The sequence below is a fragment of the Brevibacillus daliensis genome (assembly GCF_021245735.1).
In the GTDB taxonomy this organism is placed as follows: Bacteria; Bacillota; Bacilli; order Brevibacillales; family Brevibacillaceae; genus Brevibacillus_B; species Brevibacillus_B daliensis.
On the sequence record NZ_JAJISB010000003.1, the window covers coordinates 113803 to 136631 of the forward strand.

General features: G+C 42.5%; 29 protein-coding genes. 25 read left to right on the forward strand and 4 right to left on the reverse strand.

Annotated elements, in window-relative coordinates; all coding sequences use genetic code 11:
* Window positions 1-87: 87 nt before the first annotated feature.
* The 3 genes from LM917_RS03355 to efp all read left to right on the forward strand — a co-directional run bounded on the left by LM917_RS03355 (window position 88) and on the right by efp (window position 2626).
* On the forward strand, window positions 88-633 hold the full coding sequence (locus tag LM917_RS03355; RefSeq protein ID WP_232696078.1) for a YqhR family membrane protein: 546 nt from the start codon (window positions 88-90) through the stop codon (window positions 631-633).
* Between the two features lie 320 nt (window positions 634-953).
* Window positions 954-2027, forward strand: coding sequence for a M24 family metallopeptidase (locus LM917_RS03360; RefSeq protein ID WP_232696079.1), 1074 nt, complete (start codon window positions 954-956; stop codon window positions 2025-2027).
* 41 nt (window positions 2028-2068) lie between these two features.
* The gene (efp, locus tag LM917_RS03365; RefSeq protein ID WP_232696080.1) at window positions 2069-2626 is read left to right on the forward strand and encodes an elongation factor P; all 558 of its coding nucleotides are present in this window, start codon (window positions 2069-2071) and stop codon (window positions 2624-2626) included.
* Window positions 2627-2680: 54 nt separating this feature from the next.
* On the opposite strand, the gene LM917_RS03370 is transcribed toward efp, so the two are convergent.
* The 3 genes from LM917_RS03370 to comA are packed head-to-tail and all read right to left on the reverse strand — an operon-like array spanning window position 2681 to window position 4737.
* A complete protein-coding gene (locus LM917_RS03370) occupies window positions 2681-3145 on the reverse strand; it encodes a DUF441 domain-containing protein (RefSeq protein WP_232696543.1) in 465 nt (154 codons plus the stop codon).
* A 42-nt stretch (window positions 3146-3187) separates the two neighbouring features.
* Window positions 3188-3907: a 2-phosphosulfolactate phosphatase gene (locus tag LM917_RS03375; RefSeq protein WP_232696081.1), complete on the reverse strand. Its 720-nt coding sequence runs from the start codon at window positions 3905-3907 to the stop codon at window positions 3188-3190.
* Window positions 3898-4737: a phosphosulfolactate synthase gene (gene comA, locus LM917_RS03380; protein ID WP_309241921.1), complete on the reverse strand. Its 840-nt coding sequence runs from the start codon at window positions 4735-4737 to the stop codon at window positions 3898-3900. The genes LM917_RS03375 and comA overlap by 10 nt, the downstream gene beginning before the upstream one ends.
* Before the next feature lie 138 nt (window positions 4738-4875).
* Between comA and LM917_RS03385 the strand changes: the two genes are divergently transcribed.
* The 17 genes from LM917_RS03385 (at window position 4876) to LM917_RS03465 (ending at window position 16036) form a co-directional block, all read left to right on the forward strand.
* Entirely contained in the window at window positions 4876-5142 is a 267-nt protein-coding gene (locus tag LM917_RS03385) for a YqhV family protein (protein ID WP_232696083.1), read from the forward strand.
* Between the two features lie 85 nt (window positions 5143-5227).
* Window positions 5228-5722 (forward strand): CD1247 N-terminal domain-containing protein, encoded by a 495-nt coding sequence (locus tag LM917_RS03390; RefSeq protein WP_232696084.1) that lies wholly within the window; start codon window positions 5228-5230, stop codon window positions 5720-5722.
* A 135-nt stretch (window positions 5723-5857) separates the two neighbouring features.
* Complete coding sequence (gene spoIIIAA, locus LM917_RS03395; protein ID WP_232696085.1) at window positions 5858-6814, forward strand: stage III sporulation protein AA; 957 nt, start codon at window positions 5858-5860, stop codon at window positions 6812-6814.
* On the forward strand, window positions 6808-7326 hold the full coding sequence (gene spoIIIAB, locus LM917_RS03400; protein WP_232696086.1) for a stage III sporulation protein SpoIIIAB: 519 nt from the start codon (window positions 6808-6810) through the stop codon (window positions 7324-7326). Before spoIIIAA ends, spoIIIAB begins: the two co-directional genes overlap by 7 nt.
* Before the next feature lie 16 nt (window positions 7327-7342).
* Complete coding sequence (gene spoIIIAC / locus LM917_RS03405; protein ID WP_232696087.1) at window positions 7343-7546, forward strand: stage III sporulation protein AC; 204 nt, start codon at window positions 7343-7345, stop codon at window positions 7544-7546.
* Between the two features lie 14 nt (window positions 7547-7560).
* Window positions 7561-7950, forward strand: a complete 390-nt coding sequence (gene spoIIIAD / locus LM917_RS03410) for a stage III sporulation protein AD (RefSeq protein WP_232696088.1) — start codon at window positions 7561-7563, stop codon at window positions 7948-7950.
* 18 nt (window positions 7951-7968) lie between these two features.
* A complete protein-coding gene (gene spoIIIAE / locus LM917_RS03415; protein WP_232696089.1) occupies window positions 7969-9153 on the forward strand; it encodes a stage III sporulation protein AE in 1185 nt (394 codons plus the stop codon).
* A gap of 9 nt (window positions 9154-9162) precedes the next feature.
* Entirely contained in the window at window positions 9163-9849 is a 687-nt protein-coding gene (spoIIIAF, locus tag LM917_RS03420) for a stage III sporulation protein AF (protein ID WP_232696090.1), read from the forward strand.
* A gap of 23 nt (window positions 9850-9872) precedes the next feature.
* On the forward strand, window positions 9873-10514 hold the full coding sequence (gene spoIIIAG, locus LM917_RS03425) for a stage III sporulation protein AG (protein WP_232696091.1): 642 nt from the start codon (window positions 9873-9875) through the stop codon (window positions 10512-10514).
* Window positions 10515-10529: 15 nt separating this feature from the next.
* The gene (locus LM917_RS03430) at window positions 10530-11207 is read left to right on the forward strand and encodes a SpoIIIAH-like family protein (protein WP_232696092.1); all 678 of its coding nucleotides are present in this window, start codon (window positions 10530-10532) and stop codon (window positions 11205-11207) included.
* A 161-nt stretch (window positions 11208-11368) separates the two neighbouring features.
* Window positions 11369-11881, forward strand: a complete 513-nt coding sequence (gene accB / locus LM917_RS03435) for an acetyl-CoA carboxylase biotin carboxyl carrier protein (protein ID WP_232696093.1) — start codon at window positions 11369-11371, stop codon at window positions 11879-11881.
* A 17-nt stretch (window positions 11882-11898) separates the two neighbouring features.
* Window positions 11899-13251, forward strand: coding sequence for an acetyl-CoA carboxylase biotin carboxylase subunit (gene accC, locus LM917_RS03440; protein WP_232696094.1), 1353 nt, complete (start codon window positions 11899-11901; stop codon window positions 13249-13251).
* Between the two features lie 67 nt (window positions 13252-13318).
* A complete protein-coding gene (locus LM917_RS03445; protein ID WP_232696095.1) occupies window positions 13319-13738 on the forward strand; it encodes an Asp23/Gls24 family envelope stress response protein in 420 nt (139 codons plus the stop codon).
* A gap of 120 nt (window positions 13739-13858) precedes the next feature.
* Window positions 13859-14425, forward strand: coding sequence for an alkaline shock response membrane anchor protein AmaP (gene amaP, locus LM917_RS03450; protein WP_232696096.1), 567 nt, complete (start codon window positions 13859-13861; stop codon window positions 14423-14425).
* Window positions 14426-14437: 12 nt separating this feature from the next.
* A complete protein-coding gene (locus LM917_RS03455; protein ID WP_232696097.1) occupies window positions 14438-14650 on the forward strand; it encodes a DUF2273 domain-containing protein in 213 nt (70 codons plus the stop codon).
* Between the two features lie 15 nt (window positions 14651-14665).
* Window positions 14666-15067 (forward strand): transcription antitermination factor NusB, encoded by a 402-nt coding sequence (nusB, locus tag LM917_RS03460; protein WP_232696098.1) that lies wholly within the window; start codon window positions 14666-14668, stop codon window positions 15065-15067.
* Window positions 15068-15082: 15 nt separating this feature from the next.
* Window positions 15083-16036 carry a tRNA (adenosine(37)-N6)-threonylcarbamoyltransferase complex transferase subunit TsaD gene (locus tag LM917_RS03465; RefSeq protein WP_232696099.1) on the forward strand — a complete coding sequence of 318 codons (954 nt, stop codon included), beginning with the start codon at window positions 15083-15085 and terminating at the stop codon, window positions 16034-16036.
* Window positions 16037-16601: 565 nt separating this feature from the next.
* Here LM917_RS03465 and LM917_RS03470 read toward each other — a convergent pair.
* Window positions 16602-16916 carry a GNAT family N-acetyltransferase gene (locus LM917_RS03470; RefSeq protein WP_232696100.1) on the reverse strand — a complete coding sequence of 105 codons (315 nt, stop codon included), beginning with the start codon at window positions 16914-16916 and terminating at the stop codon, window positions 16602-16604.
* Between the two features lie 532 nt (window positions 16917-17448).
* Between LM917_RS03470 and folD the strand changes: the two genes are divergently transcribed.
* From folD to dxs, 5 genes are all read left to right on the forward strand, one after another.
* Window positions 17449-18300 carry a bifunctional methylenetetrahydrofolate dehydrogenase/methenyltetrahydrofolate cyclohydrolase FolD gene (gene folD, locus LM917_RS03475; protein ID WP_232696101.1) on the forward strand — a complete coding sequence of 284 codons (852 nt, stop codon included), beginning with the start codon at window positions 17449-17451 and terminating at the stop codon, window positions 18298-18300.
* 25 nt (window positions 18301-18325) lie between these two features.
* Window positions 18326-19672, forward strand: a complete 1347-nt coding sequence (gene xseA / locus LM917_RS03480; RefSeq protein WP_232696102.1) for an exodeoxyribonuclease VII large subunit — start codon at window positions 18326-18328, stop codon at window positions 19670-19672.
* Between the two features lies 1 nt (window position 19673).
* On the forward strand, window positions 19674-19940 hold the full coding sequence (xseB, locus tag LM917_RS03485; protein WP_232696103.1) for an exodeoxyribonuclease VII small subunit: 267 nt from the start codon (window positions 19674-19676) through the stop codon (window positions 19938-19940).
* Window positions 19930-20826, forward strand: a complete 897-nt coding sequence (locus LM917_RS03490; RefSeq protein WP_232696104.1) for a polyprenyl synthetase family protein — start codon at window positions 19930-19932, stop codon at window positions 20824-20826. Before xseB ends, LM917_RS03490 begins: the two co-directional genes overlap by 11 nt.
* 107 nt (window positions 20827-20933) lie before the next feature.
* Complete coding sequence (dxs, locus tag LM917_RS03495; RefSeq protein WP_232696105.1) at window positions 20934-22823, forward strand: 1-deoxy-D-xylulose-5-phosphate synthase; 1890 nt, start codon at window positions 20934-20936, stop codon at window positions 22821-22823.
* Window positions 22824-22829 lie beyond the last annotated feature (6 nt).

The window sequence follows — 22829 nt, forward strand, 5'->3', positions numbered from 1 at the left end:
AAGTCTGCTATAGAGAGTTATAGTAAAAAGTATTTGGGCCCTCATGATTTCCCATATTTTTGCCATACTAACTATGAGGTGATCATCATGGAGACCACGAAGTCCAATAAAGAAACTGACCAACAGACCCAAACAGACTCTGAGCATAAGAGTGAGAATAAACAAGAGAGTACTTCAAATAGTGGACGTATGGGTAAGCAGATTGTAACATTAGCCTTATGGGGAGCCATACTATGGGGGATTCTTCGACTTGTTTTTAGCACTTTTCAGTTTACTCCTTATAAGCTCTATGTCTTTTCACGCCCAATCCTTGGAAAAGTACATGAAAATTCATATCCTGGACTGTTCCTCGGCATTCTTGTTCTATTTATTCTCATTCTGGCTGCAGCAGTTCTCTATTATGTATTTTTGAGTAGAATTTATATATGGTGGCTCGGTATTTTGTATGGAATTGGATTTTTTTATTTATACGGTTATTTTTTTCAGATGTGGCGATGGGGATGGGGAACCTGGAGTACGGAATTTTTCTGGTTCGTTTCGTTAGGGATGTTTCTTGGGATGAGTATCATAGCCGACCGAAATAATCGTGATGAAGAGACGGGATCTGAAGGAGGTACTGCAAAGTTTGGGTAGGACTTTCATTATTCTGGTACCATTCCAGTACGTAGACAGTGTGTGGTAAAATGTAAGTAAATTCTTGTGTTGCAACTAGGATAACTCATTTCCCCAGCTAGGACTGGTATGCTAAGTGAAAGCGAAGGATTTGATTCGGGAAGCATGGGATTGAAACTGAATAATAGGTAAAGCGGCAAAGAGACAGGGGATATGACAGGGAAAATGTTTCTTTGCCACTCCATGCAATGCGTAGGTTATCATGATGTTGGCAATACGATATTTCATACATATTCATTGACTCAAACCAATTTCATTTTACGGTAGGGAGAGATTTTATCATGGCTAATCGTTTATCTGCACTTAGAAGCGCTTTAGAGCAACAAGGGCTTGAAGCAATCATCATTGAAAGTCAGGTTAATCGTCAGTATATTACCAATTTTACTGGTTCTACCGGATGGGCAGTTATTACTGGAAAAGATGCATTTTTTGTAACAGATTTTCGGTATATTGAACAGGCAACGGCGGAATGCGAAGGCTTCGAGGTGGTTAATAACGATCGCAAGGCTCTAGAAACAATTTATGGAGTGTTAAAACAATCTTCAGTAAACCGAGTGGCATTTGAAGCTGCCCACATTAGTTATGCTACTTATGAGGATTGGAAGCAGGCGTTTACAGGTGTAGAACTTGTTGCTACGAAAGGATTGATTGAAGGTTTGCGCATCTATAAAGATGAGCAAGAATTGGTGATCATGCGTGAAGCTGCTGAGTTGGCAGATGATGCATTAGCACATGTGATACCAATGATGAAGCCAAGTGTAAGCGAACAGGTGGTTGCAGCTGAACTGGAATACTATTTGCGTAAAAATGGTGCGAATGGTTCGGGATTTGATATCATCGTCGCTTCAGGTAAACGCGGTGCACTTCCACATGGCCGTGCCAGTGAAAAACTGATTGAAGCAGGCGATATGGTTACCATCGATTTTGGTGCTCATTACAAGGGATATCATTCCGATATTACGAGAACATTTAGTGTGGGAGAACCTAATGCACAAATGAAGGATATTTATGAAATTGTGTTAAAAGCCCAGCTACATGCAGTGAATCAGGTAAAACCAGGTATGACAGGTAAAGAAGTGGACGCTCTCTGCCGCGATATTATTACGGAAGCGGGATACGGCGAAAAATTTGGACACTCCACTGGACATGGCTTAGGTATGGATGTTCATGAAAGCCCAGCTGTATCTGCTAGTTCTGATGTCGTACTTCAACCTGGAATGGTCATTACGATTGAACCTGGAATCTATGTTGAAGGTCTTGGCGGTGTACGGATTGAGGATGATATCATCATTACAGAAGATGGTTGCGAGATCCTAAACAAGACGTCAAAAGAGTTGATGATTTTGCCTGTTTAATTTATACTATGTAAGGTCGAGTTTTATTTAGGAGGAAAAACATGATTTCTGTAAACGAATTTCGTACTGGTCTTACAATTGAGGTAGATGGCAACATTTATTCTGTACTTGAATTCCAACACGTAAAACCAGGTAAAGGTGCAGCTTTCGTTCGTTCCAAATTGCGTAATCTGCGTAACGGTAACGTTGCTGAAATGACTTTCCGTGGTGGCGAAAAGGTTAACCCTGCTCGTATTGAAACTAGCAAAATGCAATACCTGTATTCAAGCGGAGACGATTATACATTCATGAACACTGAAACGTATGAGCAAATGACGTTTACAGAGGAACAAATCAAAGAGGAATTAAACTTCCTTAAAGAAAACATGAATGTACAAATTATGCAATACAATGGAGAAACAATCGGTATCCAACTACCTAACTCTGTTGAACTGGAAGTAACAGAAACAGAACCAGGTATTAAAGGCGATACAGCAACAGGAGCTACTAAAAAAGCGACTTTGGAAACAGGATTCATTGTTAACGTACCATTGTTCGTTAACCAAGGTGATGTCCTGATTATCGATACCCGTACACAACAGTACGTTTCTCGTGCCTAATTAACATGTAAAATGCCTGTTTGTTTGAGGAATCCTCAACAGACAGGCATTTTTTTACATCGATTTACTCATCCAATCGATTAGTTTCATAAAGAAGGCAGTTATACCAGCAGCCATTAATGGACCGACGGGAACTCCCTTGAAAAATACAATTCCAATGATAGAGCCAATAACCAAGCCTACAATTAATTGCGGGTCCGCCCGTAGCATATCTAATCCTTTGCCGTTCAGATGAGTAGCGAGGATACCCCCAAGTAATGCCATGCCGCCAACCACAGTGGTAAATAAAGGGGTGACATCTCTCAAGGAAACCTTCTCGCTTGCAAACGGTACGAGAACAGATACGGTTAGAAATAATAGCCCTAATTCTAGTCCCCTACGCTCCACTGTCGGGAAAAAACGATCTAATGCAGTTAATTTCAATACTAATAGTAGACTTGCTGCGGTAGCGATGATAGGCGAACGCCCAATCAATCCCACAATGATGAGAATAACTAGCATGATCTCACCGTTTGCCACATGCATGCGCTACCTCCTCCTTATGCTTGTCTTCATTCCACTTTATGAGCCAAGCAGGGGGAGTATTCGTTTTTCCTTCTGAACAGGTACAATCTTAAATGGGTTTAGTCTGGCAGCATAAGTGACATCAGCCTGTGCCTGATGCTTTACCAGCCGTTTTCCTGTCGTACTGGTAAAAAGCATCTCCTCCACAGAATCCTTGCAAGCCAGATATGCGGCTTCCAGTATCAAGCTTAGGTCACAAACGTTAACTACTTGACAAGTTTTTTTTGCATAATGGATCATATAACCTGCACATAATCCATCTTCCAAGGCGAACTCTTGGCGGGTACCAGCACAGTATAAAGTAATATCACGCTTTAATTGAATGGCATGATGAATGCAAGCATGGGCATTTAAAAATGAACCGATTAGCAGGTGCTCCGCTCGTTCTGCTTTTTGCATCGCTCGTGTTCCATTCGTAGTAGTTAGGATCAGATGATTTTTTATGCTCCAGTTTAAGTGACTCATGGAAACCGGTGAATTGGTCTCATCAAACTCCGGGATCTTTTTTGAATGTCGCTCCCCTGCAACCCAAGTGTCTGCTCGGCGTAATTGAAGAGCTTGCCCGATTGTCTCAGTAGGGGTTACAGCCTTACAGCCGTGTGCTAATGCTGACACAATCGTACTGGTTGATCGTAGTACATCAATAATGATCACGGTTCGATGTGTGATTTGCTCCTGCCTGATTTCATCCACAGTGGAAACAGATTCTATTCGCATAAGATTTCTCTCCTGTCTTCTAAAGCAGACAAAAGCGTATCGCCGCGAAGTCCTCTACGCAACGCTTCTAGAGAGAGTACGTCAGTAGGAGCTATATTGCCTAAATTCACATCGAATCCAATCGTAGAAAGCAAGGCAAGCTGTTGTTTTTTCTGAGGTGCCTCCCAAATTAAGTTGGAAGAGTAAGAACCAATTTCGCTAATAACCTCTTGAATGAAAGTAGTGTCCAACTCCCCACTTGCATTGCATATTCCCACGTTGCCACTCTCCCGTGCTTCAACAATAACATGATGGGAACCAGCATCTAGGTCGTGATGCAATGTCTCGATCAACTCATTTTTTTCAGCCTGAAAACCGTCTGCTTTTTTCCCGTATTCACTATAAACCGTAAAACCCATGCTACGTGCAAGTGCAATAGTACGTAAACGATCGGTTAGTGCGACAGGAAGACTTCCATCAGAAATTTCCACCGCTGTAAACCCTATCTCCCGTAATGTTTCAAGGTAGGTACGAGGAGAAGAGAATGAGGTGGCGATTTCGAAAAAAGTACCTCCAGGCATAATGAGGATATCAGCCTCGTATGCCATGGAAATCTTTTGTCTTAGTTGAGGAAGAGGATATAGAACGGTTGTTCCAAAACCCAATTTATAAACATCAATGTAGGAAGCAGCAATTTGTAGTAGATCTTTCATACCTTGTACGCCTAAGCCTTTGTCAATAATCATGCTGAGTCCATGCTGTCTGGGTTTGGACAACCGCTTACAGGAGGGGTCTGCCCACTGGGAAGGCCAAAAGGAGCACTCATTGTTCATTTCTGATCTATTCTCCATTCTCTAGGCATTTTTTCTAGCGTATGCAAGGGCGGGCTCACTGGTTGATGAAGGTTAAGCCCATCTATTTTTTCTCGATTTGCATGACTGAATGGACTTTTCTTCGCATAGAGTGTGGAGGAGAGAGGAGGGACATGCATGTGGGAAAAAGCGATCATCGGAATGGCTTCGCTTCGGCTGTTATCAGGCAGTCTAGAGATCATCGTAGCGCTATTAATTCTTAAAGCCAATCAGGTCGAAAAAGCGCTTATTTATAATTCAAGCCTTGCACTAGTGGGTCCCATGGTATTAATGGCAACAACAACGATTGGCTTAATAGGTTTATCAGATAAATTGTCGGTTAGCAAAATCGTATGGATTTTTATCGGTGTTACCTGCATTTTAATTGGAGTGAAGACGAAATAAGATTACTTCTGGAAAAACCTGTTACCACTACCTGTAGCAAAATGGGAAATACTAGCGGAGAGAAACTGAAGGGTGGTATGGCAGGATGGATGGACTAAAACAACGTATGGCTTATTTACGAGGCTTAACCGAATCACAGGAATTGGGTGGTCAAGTAGCTTCAGCCAAGGTTCTTACTCAGCTGGTCCAGATGTTTGACGAATTGTATAACGAAGTAAGAAGCCTGCATACACGAATTTATGAGTGTGAGGTTTATATGGAAGCTGTGGATGAAGATTTATCAGATCTGGAGTGTTTGTTATACGATGACGAGGATTATGACGAGACTGTAGCCAGAGATTATCAGGAGGCAATGGCATGGAGAGATCATTTTTCTGACCTGGATGACGATGAAGGAGCCTATCTCTATGAAACGGTTGGACCCAATTCTTCTACATGGAAAAATGATAGTATGCATGTACAGGAAATGGAGTGCCCAGGCTGCCATGAAATCTTCCTGGTTAGAGAACAGGTAGATTCGTCTGGATATTATTCATATAAAAGAGAATCAAAAGAGAACCAGCAGTGGAATCCCTCCTAAAATCATGAAAGTAACCCATAAAGAAGCGTTACCTGCACTCTAGCAGAAACGCTTTTTTTGTGTGAAAAACGGAATAATAGTTGTCCCTTCCTGCATAGAATGATATAAGTCTTGGTGGACAAAGGGGGGAGGCAGATGAGACAGGTTATGGCGATGCTTCCATCGGAGATTCGTACTGTTCTCGGTACGCTTCCGGAAAAGGTACATGAGTGTATGGAAGAGATACGGCTCAGGCAAAATCTTCCGATAGAAATTCGCTACGGACAACATTCGAGCTATGTGACCTCTACAGGACAGCTTACGGCTAACTATCGACTAGGATGGGTGTTTCGCGAGGAGTGTCGCTTAAAACTGATAAATCAGATCAGTCAACACTCTTTGTACGCCTTAGATGAAGAGTTACGTAGGGGTTACATCACAGTTGCAGGAGGACATCGTATCGGAATTGCAGGACGTGTGGTACTGGAACGAGGAGAGGTAAGAGGGATCAGAGATATAACCAGCTTTAATATAAGAATTGCCAGAGAAAAGAAAGGGGCTGCCAAGTCTCTAGTTGGCTCTCTTTTTGAGCAGGGAGTATTTCAGTCTACTTTACTCATTTCCCCACCACAATGTGGTAAGACCACCATTCTACGTGATCTCGCACGATTACTCAGTTATGGAAATGAGCACGCCTCTAGTAAAAAAGTAGGCATTGTAGATGAGCGTTCAGAAATTGCTGGATGCTATCAAGGTGTACCTCAAAAAGATGTGGGGCCGAGGACGGATGTGCTTGATGCTTGTCCAAAAGCTTCCGGGATGATGATGATGATTCGTTCCATGTCCCCAGATGTTCTGGTGGTTGATGAGATTGGGCGTCACGAAGATGGAGAAGCCATATGGGAAGCACTTCATGCAGGTGTTGCAGTTTTGAGTAGTGCTCATGGATCTAGTCTCGAGGATGTAATGAATCGGGCAACTCTCCACAAATTGATTTCGGAGCGTGTTTTTAAAAGGTATGTAGTGATTAGCAGGAGATCCGGAGTGGGAACGATTGAAGGGATTTACGATGAACATCTGAAGCCACTCCAAGGAGAGAAAATAAAATGCTAAAAATAATCGCAGCGCTTATCATCCTCTTCTCAGCCACTATGATCGGGTTTCAACTGGGCAAACATTATCGGGATCGCGTGACACAATTAAGGATCCTTCTATTATCCCTGCAAATGCTAGAAACGGAGATCGTGTATGGATCGACGCCGCTTTACCTGGCGTTTCAAAAAATAGGTGGACGAGTAACACAGCCAGTCGCCCTTTTTTATCAGAAAGCAGGGGAATTCTTATTGGAAATGCAGGGCGAATCAACACAGATGAGCTGGCACAAAGCGATCGAAAAAACCAAGGGTAAAATGGCGTTACAAGAGGAAGAGCTGGAAGTTTGGAAGAATGTCGGACTTATCATTGGTGGCTCGGATCGAGAAGATCAGAAGAAACATCTGCAATTGGCAATGTCTCATTTACAGTCGTTAGAGGACGAGGCAAAAAGTGATCAGAACAGGTACGAGAAGATGTACAAAAACCTTGGCTTTTTAAGCGGTCTTCTCGTTGTCATATTAATGATGTAAGAGCGGGGTGTGAGATGTGAACTTTGATTTGACACCAGTATTTCAAATAGCGGGTGTTGGTTTTATCGTAGCCATCCTTCATACAGTGCTGAAACAATCAGGGAAGGAAGACATGGCACATTGGTCTACCCTACTCGGTTTTATCATTGTGTTGTTTATGGTTGTCAGTTATTTAGGTGATTTGTTTACAGAGGTTAAGAGAGTCTTCCTTTTTAACTAGGGGGTGAGAAGCCGGTGGAAATCATACAAATCGTCGGCCTTGGCATCGTAGCAACCCTTCTCGCCCTGGTCATCAAGGAACAAAAACCGCTGTTTGCCTTCTTGCTTGCCATCGCTAGCGGCGCCATAATTTTCCTCTTTTTGATCGGGAAAATTACAGATGTGATACATGTTCTAGAAAGACTTGCCGTACAAGCAGATCTTAATCTCGTATTTTTGGAAACTATTCTCAAAATAATCGGAATTGCCTATATTGCAGAGTTCGGTGCGCAGGTAACCCGAGATGCAGGACAAGGGGCTATTGCCTCAAAGATTGAACTGGCAGGTAAAGTATTAATCCTCGTCATGGCGGTACCTATTATTCAAATTATTATTGAAACGGTAGTTAATTTGCTGCCCGCTTAAAGAGAGGTGGGGTTGCTTTTGGCACGCAGATGCTTCCTGTTAATCTTCCTGCTCATTATGCTTGTAACGGATGGTGCCAGCGCTGCTCCAACGGACACCGGCACATTTTCTCCCTTAGATAAAATCGTAGAGCAACAGACAGATCATCTTAATTTGGATCAGATTGAATCATTCTGGAACAAGACAAGGGATCAATATGAAGGATATCTGCCTGACTTAAAGCAAAAAGGTTTTGTTCAACTCCTCATGGAGGATGGACAGCTCACTTTCACTGGCGTAACGAAGGGCATAATCAAATTTATTTTTCATGAAATTCTGCTAAATGGAAAGCTGCTCAGCTCGATCATAATCATTACCGTTTTTGCGATGTTATTAGAAACCATGCAGAATGCTTTTGAAAAAAATGCAGTATCAATCGTTGCTTATGCTATCGCTTATTTGGTATTGATGGTGCTTGCAATGAACAGCTTTCACGTGGCAATCACCTACGCAAAGGATGCCATTTCGAGCATGTCAGATTTCATGCTAGCGATGATTCCACTAGTCCTGGCTTTACTTGCATCAATGGGCAATCTGGCATCAGCAGCCATGTTTCATCCTATTATAATTTTCATGATACATGGCAGTGGCCTTCTGATCTCTACAATCATTTTCCCACTACTCTTTTTATCAGCCATGTTATTTATCGTCAGCCTGTTTTCTGAGCGCTACAAGGTGACTCAATTAGCCAATCTGCTACGAAATATATCCATGGGACTATTAGGCTCTTTTCTAACGATATTTCTCGCTGTGATCAGCATCCAGGGAGCTACGACAGCTATGGCAGATGGTGTAACCATCCGAACGGCAAAGTATCTCACAGGTAATTTTGTTCCTGTTGTCGGTCGAATGTTTACGGATGCGGCAGACACAGTGGTGAGCGCGTCCGTCCTTGTTAAAAACGCAGTTGGATTGTCGGGTGTGATCATTCTGTTGCTCTTATGTGCCTTTCCTGCCATCAAAATATTGGTACTTGCCCTGATCTATAACTTCTCCTCAGCGCTCTTACAACCGCTAGGTAACAGTCCCATCATCAAGGCGCTCGGCACGATTGGTAAGAGTCTGCTCTATATTTTTGCCTCGCTGGCTACTGTGGGTCTGATGTTCTTTTTAGCCATCACCATCATCATTGCAGCCGGAAACATATCTTTGATGGTTCGGTAGGTGAAATGAATGGAGTTTATAACAATATGGCTTCGAAAAGTAATTCTGTTGGTGTTACTAGCGGCTTTTCTAGATTTAATCCTGCCAAATACAAAGCTTCAATCGTATGTAAAGATGGTAATGGGCTTAATCATTATCCTGACGATTATGCAACCTCTGTTTTCTCTCATGAATGTAAAGCAAGAGGAACTGGCAGCCAAAATCGGTATCTACCAAGATATACAAGAAGGACAAAAAGTTGAAGCAGAGTGGCAACAACTGTCCAAAAAATTGATCAATACACAAGACAAACAAGTAATTAGCTATGTGGAAGATCAGATGCGGAGTTTATTAACGGAAAAAGTAAAGCTTGCCTATGGAGTCACCCTTACTGATTTGGCTGTTTCATTTGAAACTGAAGTCACAGGTCAGCAGAAAATCTCACAGGTAGTCGCCACCATTTCTGATCAAACTAATGCAACTTCTGGGGAAGCTTCTGGTGTGCGAGCGATCCAATCCATCAATCCTGTTGAACCTGTTCAAATAACTATCGATGACAAATCAGCGACGAATTCCAATGAATCGATAGCAGCAAGTTATACCCCGCAACATCCATTACAGAAGGAACTGGTCACCTATATTGCGATGGAGTACGGAGTAGAGCCGGAAGACGTGAAAGTAAAGGTGGAAGGAGTGGAAGGAAGCAGTCGTGAGTAATGAAAGGGACAAGGAGGGTCAGTATGCTGGATTCCTTAAAGAAAATCATTACATCCAAGGATGAACCTAAAAAAATGAAACCGCTCCATTATTTCATCATCCTGTTTTGTCTCGGGGCGGCAGTAATGATCCTGACAGATTTTCTGGACATGACTCCAGATGTGGCACAGGAGCAAGAAGGCAATTACAACATGAGCCAGCCTCCGGAACAAGAAGGGAATAGCACTCCCGCCTTTTCTTTCAATTCTACTTCTCCGAATGATTTAATCAGGGAATATGAGAACCACTATGAGACGCAATTGAAAGAAATACTGGAGATGGTTCCTGGTGTAACCTCTGTTGATGTACTGGTTAATCTGGATTCTACGCCAGAAGTGGTTGTGGAAAAGAACACAGATCAACGTCTCGCATCTACCAATGAAACGGATAAGGATAAAGCAACCCGTACCCAGATCGATCAATCAAAAAATGAGCAGGTAGTACTAATCAATGGCTCCAAGAACGAACAACCCGTGGTCATCAAAACCGTGAAGCCCAAAGTTAGAGGAGTACTTGTTGTAGCAAAAGGGGCGGAGAATATTCAGGTCAAGGCATGGATAACGGAAGCCGTTCAAAAAGCTTTAGAAGTGCCTGCATACAAGATTTCCATTTTGCCGAAAAAATAGAGGAGGGATTTCGTAATGATGTTGCGTAAACAAACGGTGTGGTTATTAACAATGTTGGCAGTCATGGTGGTATTGTCTGGTTACTATATGGTAAAAGGACCAGAAGAGCAGATACCGGCTGCTATTTCCGAACAGCACGGGGAAGGACAGCCAACTGTAGAACAGCCAATAAATGGTGTACAAGTAGATACGAAGCAACTTGATCAGCCAGTTCCAGAAGTAGCGGTGGTTGAAGGGAAGGAAACCGTTTCTCAACCTCCAGCGACGAAAGCACCTTCAGCGCCTGCTGAAACAACCGATAAAACAGTACCAAAAGATACACAGCTTGACGGATTGACTGCAACCAACCAAGTGTTTACCGGCTATAAACTGAAACGCGAATCCACGTTCCAACAGCAAAAAGATGATCAAACCTCTATCATGACAAACTCTTCTTCTACACCTCAGGCAATAGCAGAGGCGGATGCTCGTATTCAGGAATTATCTACGATGGAGCAACAAACGGTCGCACTGGAGGAATTGATCAAAACAAAAGGCTATAAGGATTGCGTCGTAATGTTGCAAGCTGAAGGTGTTATGATTATGGTTCAAAAGGATAAACTGGAAAGTAAGGAAGCAGCTGAGATCATTGGAATGGCGAAGGTATATCTGAAAGTGCCTGGACAAAAAGTTACAGTTTCGTATCAACCCTAAGGGGGAAAAAGGATTTCTTTCTCGAAATATGAGGAGAAGGAAATCCTTTCTTGACGTTCAGGTTACAAAAAGATACCATTTAATTTATGACCAGCTCATAATACTAATCGCTAAATGGCAATAAAGAGCTGAATTTTGGATGAATAAAGGGGTGCTAGGTAGTGTTTAAACTGCATGAAATCCGTGAAATTATCAAGTTAATTGATCAAACATCGATAAAAGAATTTGAATTAGAATCAGACGGCTCGAAGCTTTCTATTAAAAAAAGCGGTGGTGTAGAAGTTCCTCAGCCTGTTTACATTCACAGTGAACCTGCTGTTGCACCAACAGTCGTGAATCAAGCAACCGTTCCGCCTATCGAAACTTCAGTTACTCCTAATACAGAAGTTACTGCTCTGAAAGCGGATGCCAAACAAGAAGACGAAATGCAGAACCTACATAAAGTCGTCTCTCCAATGGTAGGGACTTTTTATCGTGCTGCTGAGCCAGGAGCTGCTCCATTCATTGCTAGTGGAGATCGTGTAAATCCAAATAGTGTTGTATGTATTGTGGAAGCAATGAAGCTGTTTAACGAGATAACGGCAGATGTATCAGGGGAGATTGTGAAAGTATTGGTAGAGGATGGATCGTTAGTCGAATACGGACAGCCTCTATTCTTAGTAAAGGCACAATAATCGAAAGGAGATGCGAAATGTTTCATAAGATTCTCATTGCAAACCGGGGCGAGATTGCCGTACGAATCATTCGTGCTTGCCGTGAATTAGGCATTAAAACCGTAGCGGTCTATTCAGAAGCAGACCGTGATGCATTGCATGTTAGGATGGCCGATGAAGCATATTGTATCGGACCGACAGCCTCGAAAGACAGCTATTTACATATGGCAAACATAATGAGCGTAGCTACAAAAAATGGGGTAGATGCCATTCATCCTGGTTACGGATTTTTGGCGGAGAACGCAGACTTTGCTGAAATCTGCTCCGCATGCAATATTACGTTTATTGGACCAGATCCGGAAGCAATTACGGGAATGGGCGATAAATCAACAGCTAAGGATACAATGAAACGAGCAAACGTTCCTACTGTTCCAGGAACCGAAGGACTAATAGATGATGTCTCTGAAGCAATCGTAACAGCGAAGCAGATAGGATACCCTGTCATGATTAAAGCAACGGCTGGCGGTGGAGGACGAGGCATGCGTGTTGCCCAGAATGATGAGGATTTGGAAAAATCTATTCGTCAGGCACAAAATGAGGCGAAAACAGCCTTTGGTAACGCAGGTGTTTATCTAGAAAAATTCGTGGAAGGCCCACGACATGTTGAAATTCAGATTATGGCAGATAAACATGGTAATGTTGTATTTTTGGGTGAACGTGATTGTTCCATACAGCGCCGCCATCAGAAATTGGTTGAGGAAGCTCCTTCACCAGCATTAAATCCCGAACTTCGTAATCAAATGGGAGAAGCAGCGGTTGCAGCTGCACGTGCCGTTCAATACCATGGAGCAGGTACGGTAGAATTCCTGCTGGATAAACATGGACAATTTTATTTTATGGAAATGAATACTCGCATTCAGGTAGAACATCCCGTTACGGAGCTGATTACCGGGATCGATTTGATAAAAGAACAGATTAGTGTTGCCTATGGCAATGAGCTATCTTTTACTCAAGAGGATATTGTTCTGGATGGTTGGGCGCTCGAATGCCGAATTAATGCAGAGAATGCTTCACGTAATTTTATGCCTTCTCCGGGAAAAATTACAGAATATCTTCCTCCAGGCGGCTTTGGAGTAAGAATTGATAGTGCTGCTTATGCCGGATATGTGATTCCTCCTTATTATGATTCGATGATTGCTAAGGTAATTGTCTGGGGAAAAACGAGGGACGAAGCAATTTCACGAATGAGAAGAGCGTTAGAAGAATTTACCATTGAAGGAATTCATACTACTATTCCTTTCCATCTGAAATTGTTGGAGCATGAAGTATTCATTAGTGGAGATTTTGACACAAAATTTTTAGAGACGTATGATTTAAGGCTTGCGGAGTAAGAGTAGGTTTGCAAAAAAACATTAGCCACTGTTATAATGGGGTGTAACGAAAAGGGAGGTGCGAAGAGTGGAATTTATCGATACAGAAGAAACCAAAACTGAATTAGGAAAAATTCAAATCGCCCCCGAGGTCCTGGAAATTATTGCTGGACTAGCAGCTGCTGAGGTAGACGGCGTAGCGCAAATGACAGGTGGACTAGTCGGTGACTTCGTAGAAAAATTAGGGCGCAAAAGCGCTGGCCGTGGCGTTCGTGTTGAAGTAGGCTCCAGAGAGGCAGCAGTAGATGTCTCTATCATTGTAAAATACGGTTTTCGTATCCCGGAAGTAGCACGTAACATTCAAGACAACGTGCGCAATGGGATTGAAGCAATGACAGGCCTTAATGTGGTGGAAGTAAACGTACATATTATCGATGTTGAACTGAAATCTGAGGAAAAAGTACAGCCTACGCCACCAGTTGTGGAAGAGACTCCACGAGTCCGATAGGTATTATACTAGGATGCCCCCTGTTTCGGGGGCTTTTTTTCCTAGATCGCATATAAACTTGTCTTGCCAGGTGGTTCATACAAAGGTATACTTTTTTAGCACGCACAAGGAGAGGTGCTTATGAATCTATTTGACCGTTTCATCTTAACGATCTACAGTCTTGCACTAACTGTCCTGTCAATCATCGCTATCGGAATTATTACAAGGGTGATTGATCCTAGTTATGTGCAATACGCATTAAACTCCATGTACAATGCAGGCTCTATCAACATTCCATATCTGATTGTAGCAGTGATTTTCCTTGTTATTAGTGTCCGCTTTATTTTCAGTGCATTCCCGCAAAAACGTGCACGTGAAGAGAAAGGTATTTATCAACGTACCGAGACAGGTATGGTGACCATTAGTGTAGATACAATCAAATCGATTGCTGAACGAACTGGTCGCAAGGTCCGTGGTGTTCGTGATTTGGATACGAAGGTTCGTACAACTGAGAGTGGAAACGTGATCCTTGTAAAGATTACTGTTGATGGAGAAACTCCAATTCCTGAGATGACTCAAACCCTGCAAAAAGAAATCAAACATCAAGTCGAAACGATTGCAGGCGTCGAAATTGCTGAAGTAACCATTGTTGTATCCGAGGTTGTTTCCAGGGAAAACGTCGCTGGTCGCACGAGAATGTTGGATTAGAGGGTGAAGAGCATGATGATGGAGTTATTATGGGAACATAAAGGGAAACTGTTAGGAATTCTCGCTGGCTTTCTTTTTGGCTTAATCTATCTGTTTGTCGGCTTCTGGGATACGCTCGTGTTTCTGGTTCTTATTGGAACAGGCTATTATATAGGTCGTAAACTGGATCGTAAGGAAGATTTACGCGAAATTCTTGATCGGATTTTACCAGGTAAATTTAAATAGTAGGTGACTAGAAACATGAAACGCAGAATTGCACGTGAAAAAGCAGTTCAAATCCTTTTTCAAATCGACATGGCAGAAGTGAAGATGCATGATGCCCTGCACATGGTAATGGAAGACAGTTCCGATGACAATAAATACCTAATGTATTTAGTTGAGGGTACATTGGAACATTTACAGCAGATTGACGAAGAAATTAAACAATATCTGCGCGGCTGGCAACTGGATCGGATCGCTAATGTGGATCGCGCCATCCTGCGTCTCGCCTATTTTGAATTGATGTTTGAAGAGGTGCCTGATCGAGTTGTAGTAAACGAAGCGATTGAACTGGCAAAGCTTTTTAGTGATGATCAATCCTTCCGCTTTGTAAATGGAGTATTGTCTCAATACTTGCAGACGAAACAACCAACAGAAGAATAATGATAGGTGAAGCGAATGAAAAACGTGATGCTAGGAATTGATACCAGCAATTATCGGACATCGCTTTGCCTTGCTACGAAAGACGGCGAGATTGTAGCAGAAGCGAAAAAACTTCTGCATGTAAAAGCGGGTAAACGCGGTTTACAACAATCAGAGGCCGTCTTTCAACATGTGATGAACCTGCCAGAACTTTGCGATCAGCTTGAGCTGGATAAGTGGAAGGTAGAGGGAATCTGTGTAAGTGAAAAGCCACGTCCGGTAGAACAATCTTATATGCCTGTTTTTAAAGTAGGGGAAGGTCTGGCGAAGTCCCTCTCACTTTTTTTGAAAGTGCCCTTATACATGACCACTCATCAGGAAGGTCATATAGCGGCAGGTGAACATTCAGCAAGCGATTGTCCTGTTGCAGATCGCTTTCTAGCCGTTCACTTGTCTGGCGGAACCAGTGAGATCCTCGTTTGTACTCGCACGGAGCATGGGTACGATATAGAGATTATTGGTGGTACGATTGATCTCCACGCAGGTCAACTATTAGATCGAATCGGGGTTGCCTTGGGATTGCCTTTTCCTGCAGGACCTTATTTGGAAAAACTGGCGAAGGAAACAACTGAAGATTTTCGTATTGCTTCCTCTGTTCAGAAATGCACATTTAGTTTCTCAGGTCCTGAAAATGCACTCATGCAAGCGATTCAGCACCAAAAAGCTTCTCCTAGTGCGATAGCCAGAGCTGCTGAGCAGTGTGTAGCTAATTCGCTTGAGAAAGCGCTGCGTAATGCCATTGAAATGGGATACGAACGGGAAATCCTTATTGTAGGTGGCGTGGCCGCTAATGAGTACATCAGAGAGCGGTTAATTAAGCGTCTTGAGCATCCCGCTGTAAAGGCAAAACTCTATTTCTGTAATCCTGCGTATACGGGAGATAATGCTTATGGCGTGGCAATGTTAGGATGGAAACAAGTTAATCAATAATAAAAAGCACAGCGCTCGTATCCCAACGTATCAGGTGGGAAATGAGCGCTGTGCTTTTGTCTGGTTTTAATGCTGGTTCGGGTTTTGGCATTAGAGTTTTGCGTTTTATTAAATGTCAATAAAATCGTTATAAGTATTGATTTATTGGACATTTATGTTTATTCAACTAAAGGATACATCGATTACTTACCGTTTCTGTTGCAAAAGGACAAAAATCAAGATGGCGTAGACAGTCAGCATTACCGGAATTTGTATATCGAGGAATCATTAAAAATGAAGGTTAAACGAATGGGGAGGGTAGGCGATTTTTCTAAGTAGGTGACAACAGCTCCCTAGTCCCAAGTAATAAGTATTAGAACGATCTGAATACCAAACGAAGCGGCAGTCTGGAACAGAAAAAATAATGTCCTTGACTGCCGCTGCTATTATTCAACTATCAATTCCCGTTACTACATTAACTTCTCTCTTTATAATTCGCAATTTTATGTAACTTAGGATAACTTTAACTCCATATAGATTGTCCCTTCAATAGGGTTAAAACGATAGGGTTCAATACTATAGAATCCTAACGAGCGGTAAAGCGAAATTGCTTGTTCCATATTATGAATTCATATCCACGGGTTTTAGCTTCGTCAATTATTGATGAGGCTAAATTTCTTCCTATTCCTTTTCCCTTAAAGTCCGGCTTCACATATAATCTCTTCATTTCACAAACATTTTCATTTGTTTTCCTTAAGGCGACACATCCTGCTAACTGTTCTCTATACATAGCCAACAGTATACAGCCTTCAGGAGGTGCGTATTCACCCGGTATATTTTGCAATTCAGTATTGATATTTTGAAAACTTAAATCGATACCTAAAGAATCTACATATTCCAAGAAAAGTTCACGTACTTGTTTGTATTGATATTCCTCAATTACTTTAACTAAGCTTAGCGACTAAAACACCCCCAATTTGATTTACTTTATACTTCCCCACTCTTCTAAGCGATCAGCTCTCAGCTATGAATATTCTCAGATCCCCTGTTATACCCAGACTTTACTATTTTCTAAAGCTAGTTAAGAAACCCTTCTATGATAAAGATATTGTTACGCAATTCTGCTACCCGCCGGGATAAGGCACCTTTTTCGCACAAATGGGACTAAAATTAAATAGCGATAACTTAAGTTGATTGTGGCGGTTACTTTTGTCATAATTGTGGTATGTCTATTTGGACATATTAAGCACTTGTTCATTTCTGTAAGGATAGCTTAGCGTAGGATACTGTACCACTGTGCCTTACCTTTCTTTTAATCACCATCATAATCCGAACAATTAATGGATTATTGTATGTATTTTTCGTCTTTACACCTATCTACACTTTCGGTACACTAATAGAAGATATACGAAGGATAGGGAGGCGCCATATAGATGAAGGCCCAAATCATTGATGGAAAAGTATACGCAAAAACATACCGAGAAACCTTGAAAACCGAAGTGGATGCATTGGTGCAACAAGGGGTTCAGCCAGGTTTAGCAGTGGTTTTAGTAGGTGAAGACCCTGCATCACAAACTTATGTGAACGGTAAAATAAAGGCTTGTGAAGAAACAGGCATATACTCAAAAGCATTCCGTCTACAGAGTGATATCGCTGAGAGTGAATTATTAGCTCTTGTTGAAGAATTGAATCAAGATCCGAATATTCATGGTATCCTGGTTCAGTTGCCATTGCCTGCTCATATTAATGAAGATGCTGTCATTGATGCGATTTCAAAAGAGAAGGATGTAGATGGCTTTCACCCTGTAAGTGTAGGTAATTTGAGTATCGGAAAAGAAACGTTTTTACCTTGTACACCTCATGGGGTTATCAAGCTGATCGAGAGCACTGGGCTAGGGATTGCTGGTAAACACGCCGTTATTGTAGGAAGAAGCAATATTGTAGGAAAGCCAGTAGCTATGTTACTCTTGCAAAAGAATGCTACGGTTACGATCTGCCATTCCCGGACCAAAGACCTTGGAGAAATGACTCGTCAAGCAGATATTTTAATCGTAGCGGTGGGTGTAGCGCACTTGATCAAAAAGGAACATGTGAAGGAAGGCGCAGTTGTTATTGATGTAGGAATGAACCGTGTTGATGGCAAGCTAACAGGAGATGTGCTGTTCGATGAGGTAGCAGAAGTAGCTAGTTATATCACTCCAGTTCCCGGTGGAGTTGGTCCGATGACCATTACGATGCTGATGCAGAACACCCTGACAGCAGCGAAACGCATCTCTGTAAATTAATGAATAGAAGAGGAAGGGATTGCAGATGAAGCCAGGAGAAGTATTATCTGTTGCAGAGCTTAATCGTCAGGTCAAGCGATTGCTTGAAACAGATATCGGACTTCAAGATGTATGGGTACGCGGTGAGATATCCAACTTTACTCATCATCATAGTGGTCATATGTACTTCACACTGAAAGACAAGGATTCCCGTCTTAAAGTGGTCATGTTTGCTGGTTACAATCGCTTTCTCAAATTTGTACCTAAGAATGGAACCAAGGCGATCGTGCGTGGTTCCATTTCTGTGTTTGAGAGAGATGGAGCGTATCAGCTTTATGCTAGAGAAATGCAACCAGATGGCATAGGAGCCTTGTTCCTCGCCTTTGAGCAATTAAAAGAAAAGCTTCAGGCAGAAGGACTCTTTGCTCCAGAACGCAAGCGCGCTTTGCCGCGTTTTCCTAAAAAAGTAGGAGTAGTTACCTCGCCAACAGGAGCAGCGATTCGCGATATTATCACGACAATCAAACGTAGATACCCACAGGCGCATATCGTTCTGGCACCAGCTATCGTACAAGGGGTAGAGGCTCCATCTTCCGTGGTGCGTGGAATTAGACAAATCAATCAGCTAGGCGACGTTGACGTGTTGATTGTTGGGCGTGGTGGAGGCTCTATTGAGGAGCTTTGGGCGTTTAATGATGAGCAGGTAGCACGTACAATCGCAGCTTCTGTTATTCCTATCATTTCTGCGGTTGGTCATGAGACGGATTTTACCATCGCAGATTTTGTAGCAGATGTAAGGGCAGCTACTCCTACGGCTGCTGCAGAGCTTGCTGTTCCGCATTATCTGGAATGGACGGAGCGAGTGAAACAACTCGAACATCGATTATTCCGGGCTCTAAAGACTCAAATGGAAGAAAAACGAACCAGTCTGAAACGATTGCAACAATCATACGGACTAAAAAACCCACTGCGTCGAATTGACGAGCGTAAGCAGCGAATTGACGAGCTAAGTATGCGACTGGGAAGCCTTACTCGTCAGTCTGTTAACAAAAAACGAGATCAGCATCAGCATTTGAAAAGCAGGCTGCAACAGGTCAAAATAAAGAAGCGAGTTCAAGAACAACGTCAAGAAGTAGAGCGTAATAGAGAACGTTTAGGACGTAGCATGAAGCTGCGTATTACTCATGATCGTCGCGAGTGTCTATCTCTTTTACAGCAACTTGATGCACTAAGTCCGCTAAAAGTCATGCAACGCGGATTCACACTCGTTTATCAGGAAGAAAAATTGATTAAATCCGTTGAAGGAATTGAACCAGGTGAGAAGCTCATGATACGATTGACAGATGGAATCATTCATTCTACGGTGACAGAAACAGAGCGAAAGGAAGAGTAAAATGGCTCGTAAACCGAAGGAACAGGCTGAAGAGTTACAATTTGAAGAAGCAATGCAGCGCTTGGAAGAAGTAGTTCGCCAATTAGAAGAGGGCGACGTACCACTTGAAAAGTCCATTGAACTATATCAAGAAGGTGTCAAACTGTCTCGACTTTGTACTTCTAAACTGGATGATATTGAAGCAAAAGTAATACAATTGCTTGATGAAGACGGAAGTGTCAAAGAGCGACCGTTCCAAATGACAGAGGAGGATAAGGATGCCTTTTGATTTGAAGAGCTACCTCCGTGAAAAGATTGAGCGTCTGGAAAAAGAATTCCCAGAAGCACTAGTACAACATAACATTCCTGCCCCCCTGTATGAATCCATGCATTATTCACTTATGGCAGGTGGGAAGCGTTTACGTCCTATCTTGGTGTTAGCCGTTTTAGAAGCTTTCGATAAACCAATTGAACGAGGGCTTCCTTATGCGATCGCTATTGAAATGATACATACCTACTCATTGATTCATGATGATTTACCTGCTATGGATGATGATGATTTACGTAGAGGCAAGCCAACTAATCATAAGGTGTTTGGGGAAGCAACGGCTATTCTTGCCGGTGATGCCTTACTCACGAGAGCATTTGGTCTCGTAGCGGAATCATACTTGCATCATCCTGAGGTAAAACCAGAAACGACAGTTCAACTATTGGTAGAACTAAGTAAAAGAGCAGGAGAACAAGGCATGGTTGGGGGCCAAATGGCTGATATGCTAGGAGAAAGGCAAGCCCTTACCTTACAACAGCTTGAATATATTCACCAACATAAAACAGGAGATTTACTAGTAGCTTCTTTGCGTGGCGGAGGGTATTTATCAGAAGCTTCGCCTGAGCAGATCGACGCTCTAACTCAATATGCTTTTAAAATAGGACTAGCTTTCCAAATCAAGGATGACATCTTGGACATTGAAGGAGATGCCGCGTTACTTGGTAAATCTGTGGGAAGCGATGTTTCAAACGAAAAAGCAACTTATCCGTCATTACTGGGATTAGAGGAATCTAAAGAACGATTACATAGTTTGGTTGTTGATGCAAAGGCTGCCTTAACTTCTGCAGGGATTACACATGAGGCCTTGTTTGCTCTAGCTGATTATGTGATGGAACGGGTAAATTAGTGTCATAGAAGTGAGAGTGGTTTTTTTGTCCGGAAACGTTTATAATTCGTGACAAGAATATGTAAAGAAGTAGGATGTACTTATGTTTTTGAAAGCGAGGGGTTACAGTGTTGCTTGAAAAACTGCAAAGCCCGAAAGACCTGAAACAACTATCAATTACCGAGATGAAACAGTTATCTGAGGAGATTCGTCAGTTTTTGATTGAAAATCTTTCGAAGACTGGTGGGCATCTAGCTCCCAATCTCGGAGTTGTAGAACTTACCGTAGCTTTGCACTACCTGTTTGACAGCCCGCGTGACAAGTTTTTATGGGATGTAGGCCACCAGGCATATGTTCATAAAATCTTGACAGGACGTATGGATGCATTTCCTACGTTACGTCGTTACAAGGGGTTATGCGGCTTCCCAAAAATGCATGAGAGCCCGCACGATGTCTGGGAAACAGGACATAGCAGTACTTCATTGTCAGGAGCCATGGGCATGGCGTGCGCCCGCGACTTGCAAAATGAAAACTATTCTGTCGTAGCCATCATTGGTGATGGTGCTCTAACGGGCGGAATGGCATTTGAAGCATTAAATCATATTGGTCATGAACAGAAAAATGTGATTGTCGTGTTAAATGACAACGAAATGTCAATTGCTCCTAATGTGGGTGCAATGCACAACTATTTAGGAAAATTACGTACCGATCATAACTATGTTCGTGCTAAGGATGAAGTGGAAAGCCTGCTGAAAGCTATTCCAGCGGTAGGCGGAAAACTGGCTCATTTGGCTGAACGATTAAAAGACAGCATGAAATACATGGTAGTCTCTGGTGTTCTTTTCGAAGAATTGGGCTTTACTTATTTAGGTCCAGTAGATGGACATAATCTAGAGTTAGTGATTAATTCGTTGCGAACGGCTAAACAGACAAAAGGACCTGTGCTCGTCCACGTAGTGTCTAAAAAAGGTAAGGGATACCTTCCTGCCGAACAGAATGCTATGAAATGGCATGGAGCGGATACTTATAAGATCGAATCTGGCGAAATGATCAAAGCCGTTAGTCATGCACCTGCCTATAAATCAGTCTTTGCTGAAACAATGATTCAATTAACCAAAGAAGATGACCGTGTTGTAGCTGTCACACCTGCAATGCCTGACGGTTCTGGTCTATTAAAATATGCTGAAGTTTTCCCGAATCGCATGTTTGACGTAGGTATAGCTGAGCAGCATGCATGTACCTTTGCTGCCGGTTTAGCTACACAAGGAATGAAACCGGTATTTGCCGTTTACTCAACATTCCTGCAACGTGCGTACGACCAACTGATTCATGATGTAGCCAGAATGAACCTACCTGTCGTTTTTGCTGTCGATCGTGCAGGACTAGTCGGAGCAGATGGAGAGACACATCAAGGTGTATATGATATTGCGTTTATGAGATCAATTCCTAATATGGTAATCATGGCGCCAAAAGATGAGAATGAAATGCGTCACATGATGAAAACCTCCATCGAATATGATGGACCTATATCTTTCCGTTACCCACGAGGAAATGGACTTGGTGTACCAATTGATAAGGAACTACAGGTGCTTCCTATTGGGAAATCAGAGGTTATTCAGGAAGGGAAGCGAGTTGCCATCCTTTCTTTTGGTCACATTTTTGATGTAGCCGAAAAAGCGGTGGAGACTCTGCGTGCAGAGGGTATCACCCCAACTTTTATCAATGCACGCTTTTGTAAACCGTTGGACGAGGAGTTGCTTACTCGTCTGGCAAAAGAGAACATGGATATCGTCACGGTGGAAGAAGGCTGTATTCAAGGCGGTTTTGGCAGCGCTGTGCTCGATTATTATGCACAACAGGGATATCATGATATGGTTGTTGAAGCAATTGGCGTTCCTGATTATTTCGTCGAACATGGCAGCGTCAGTGAACAACGTCAAGAGATCGGCTTAACTGCTGAAGCAATTGCTACCCGTGTGCGTTCATTACTACTACCAGCAAATAAACAGAGGGCATAATGAACT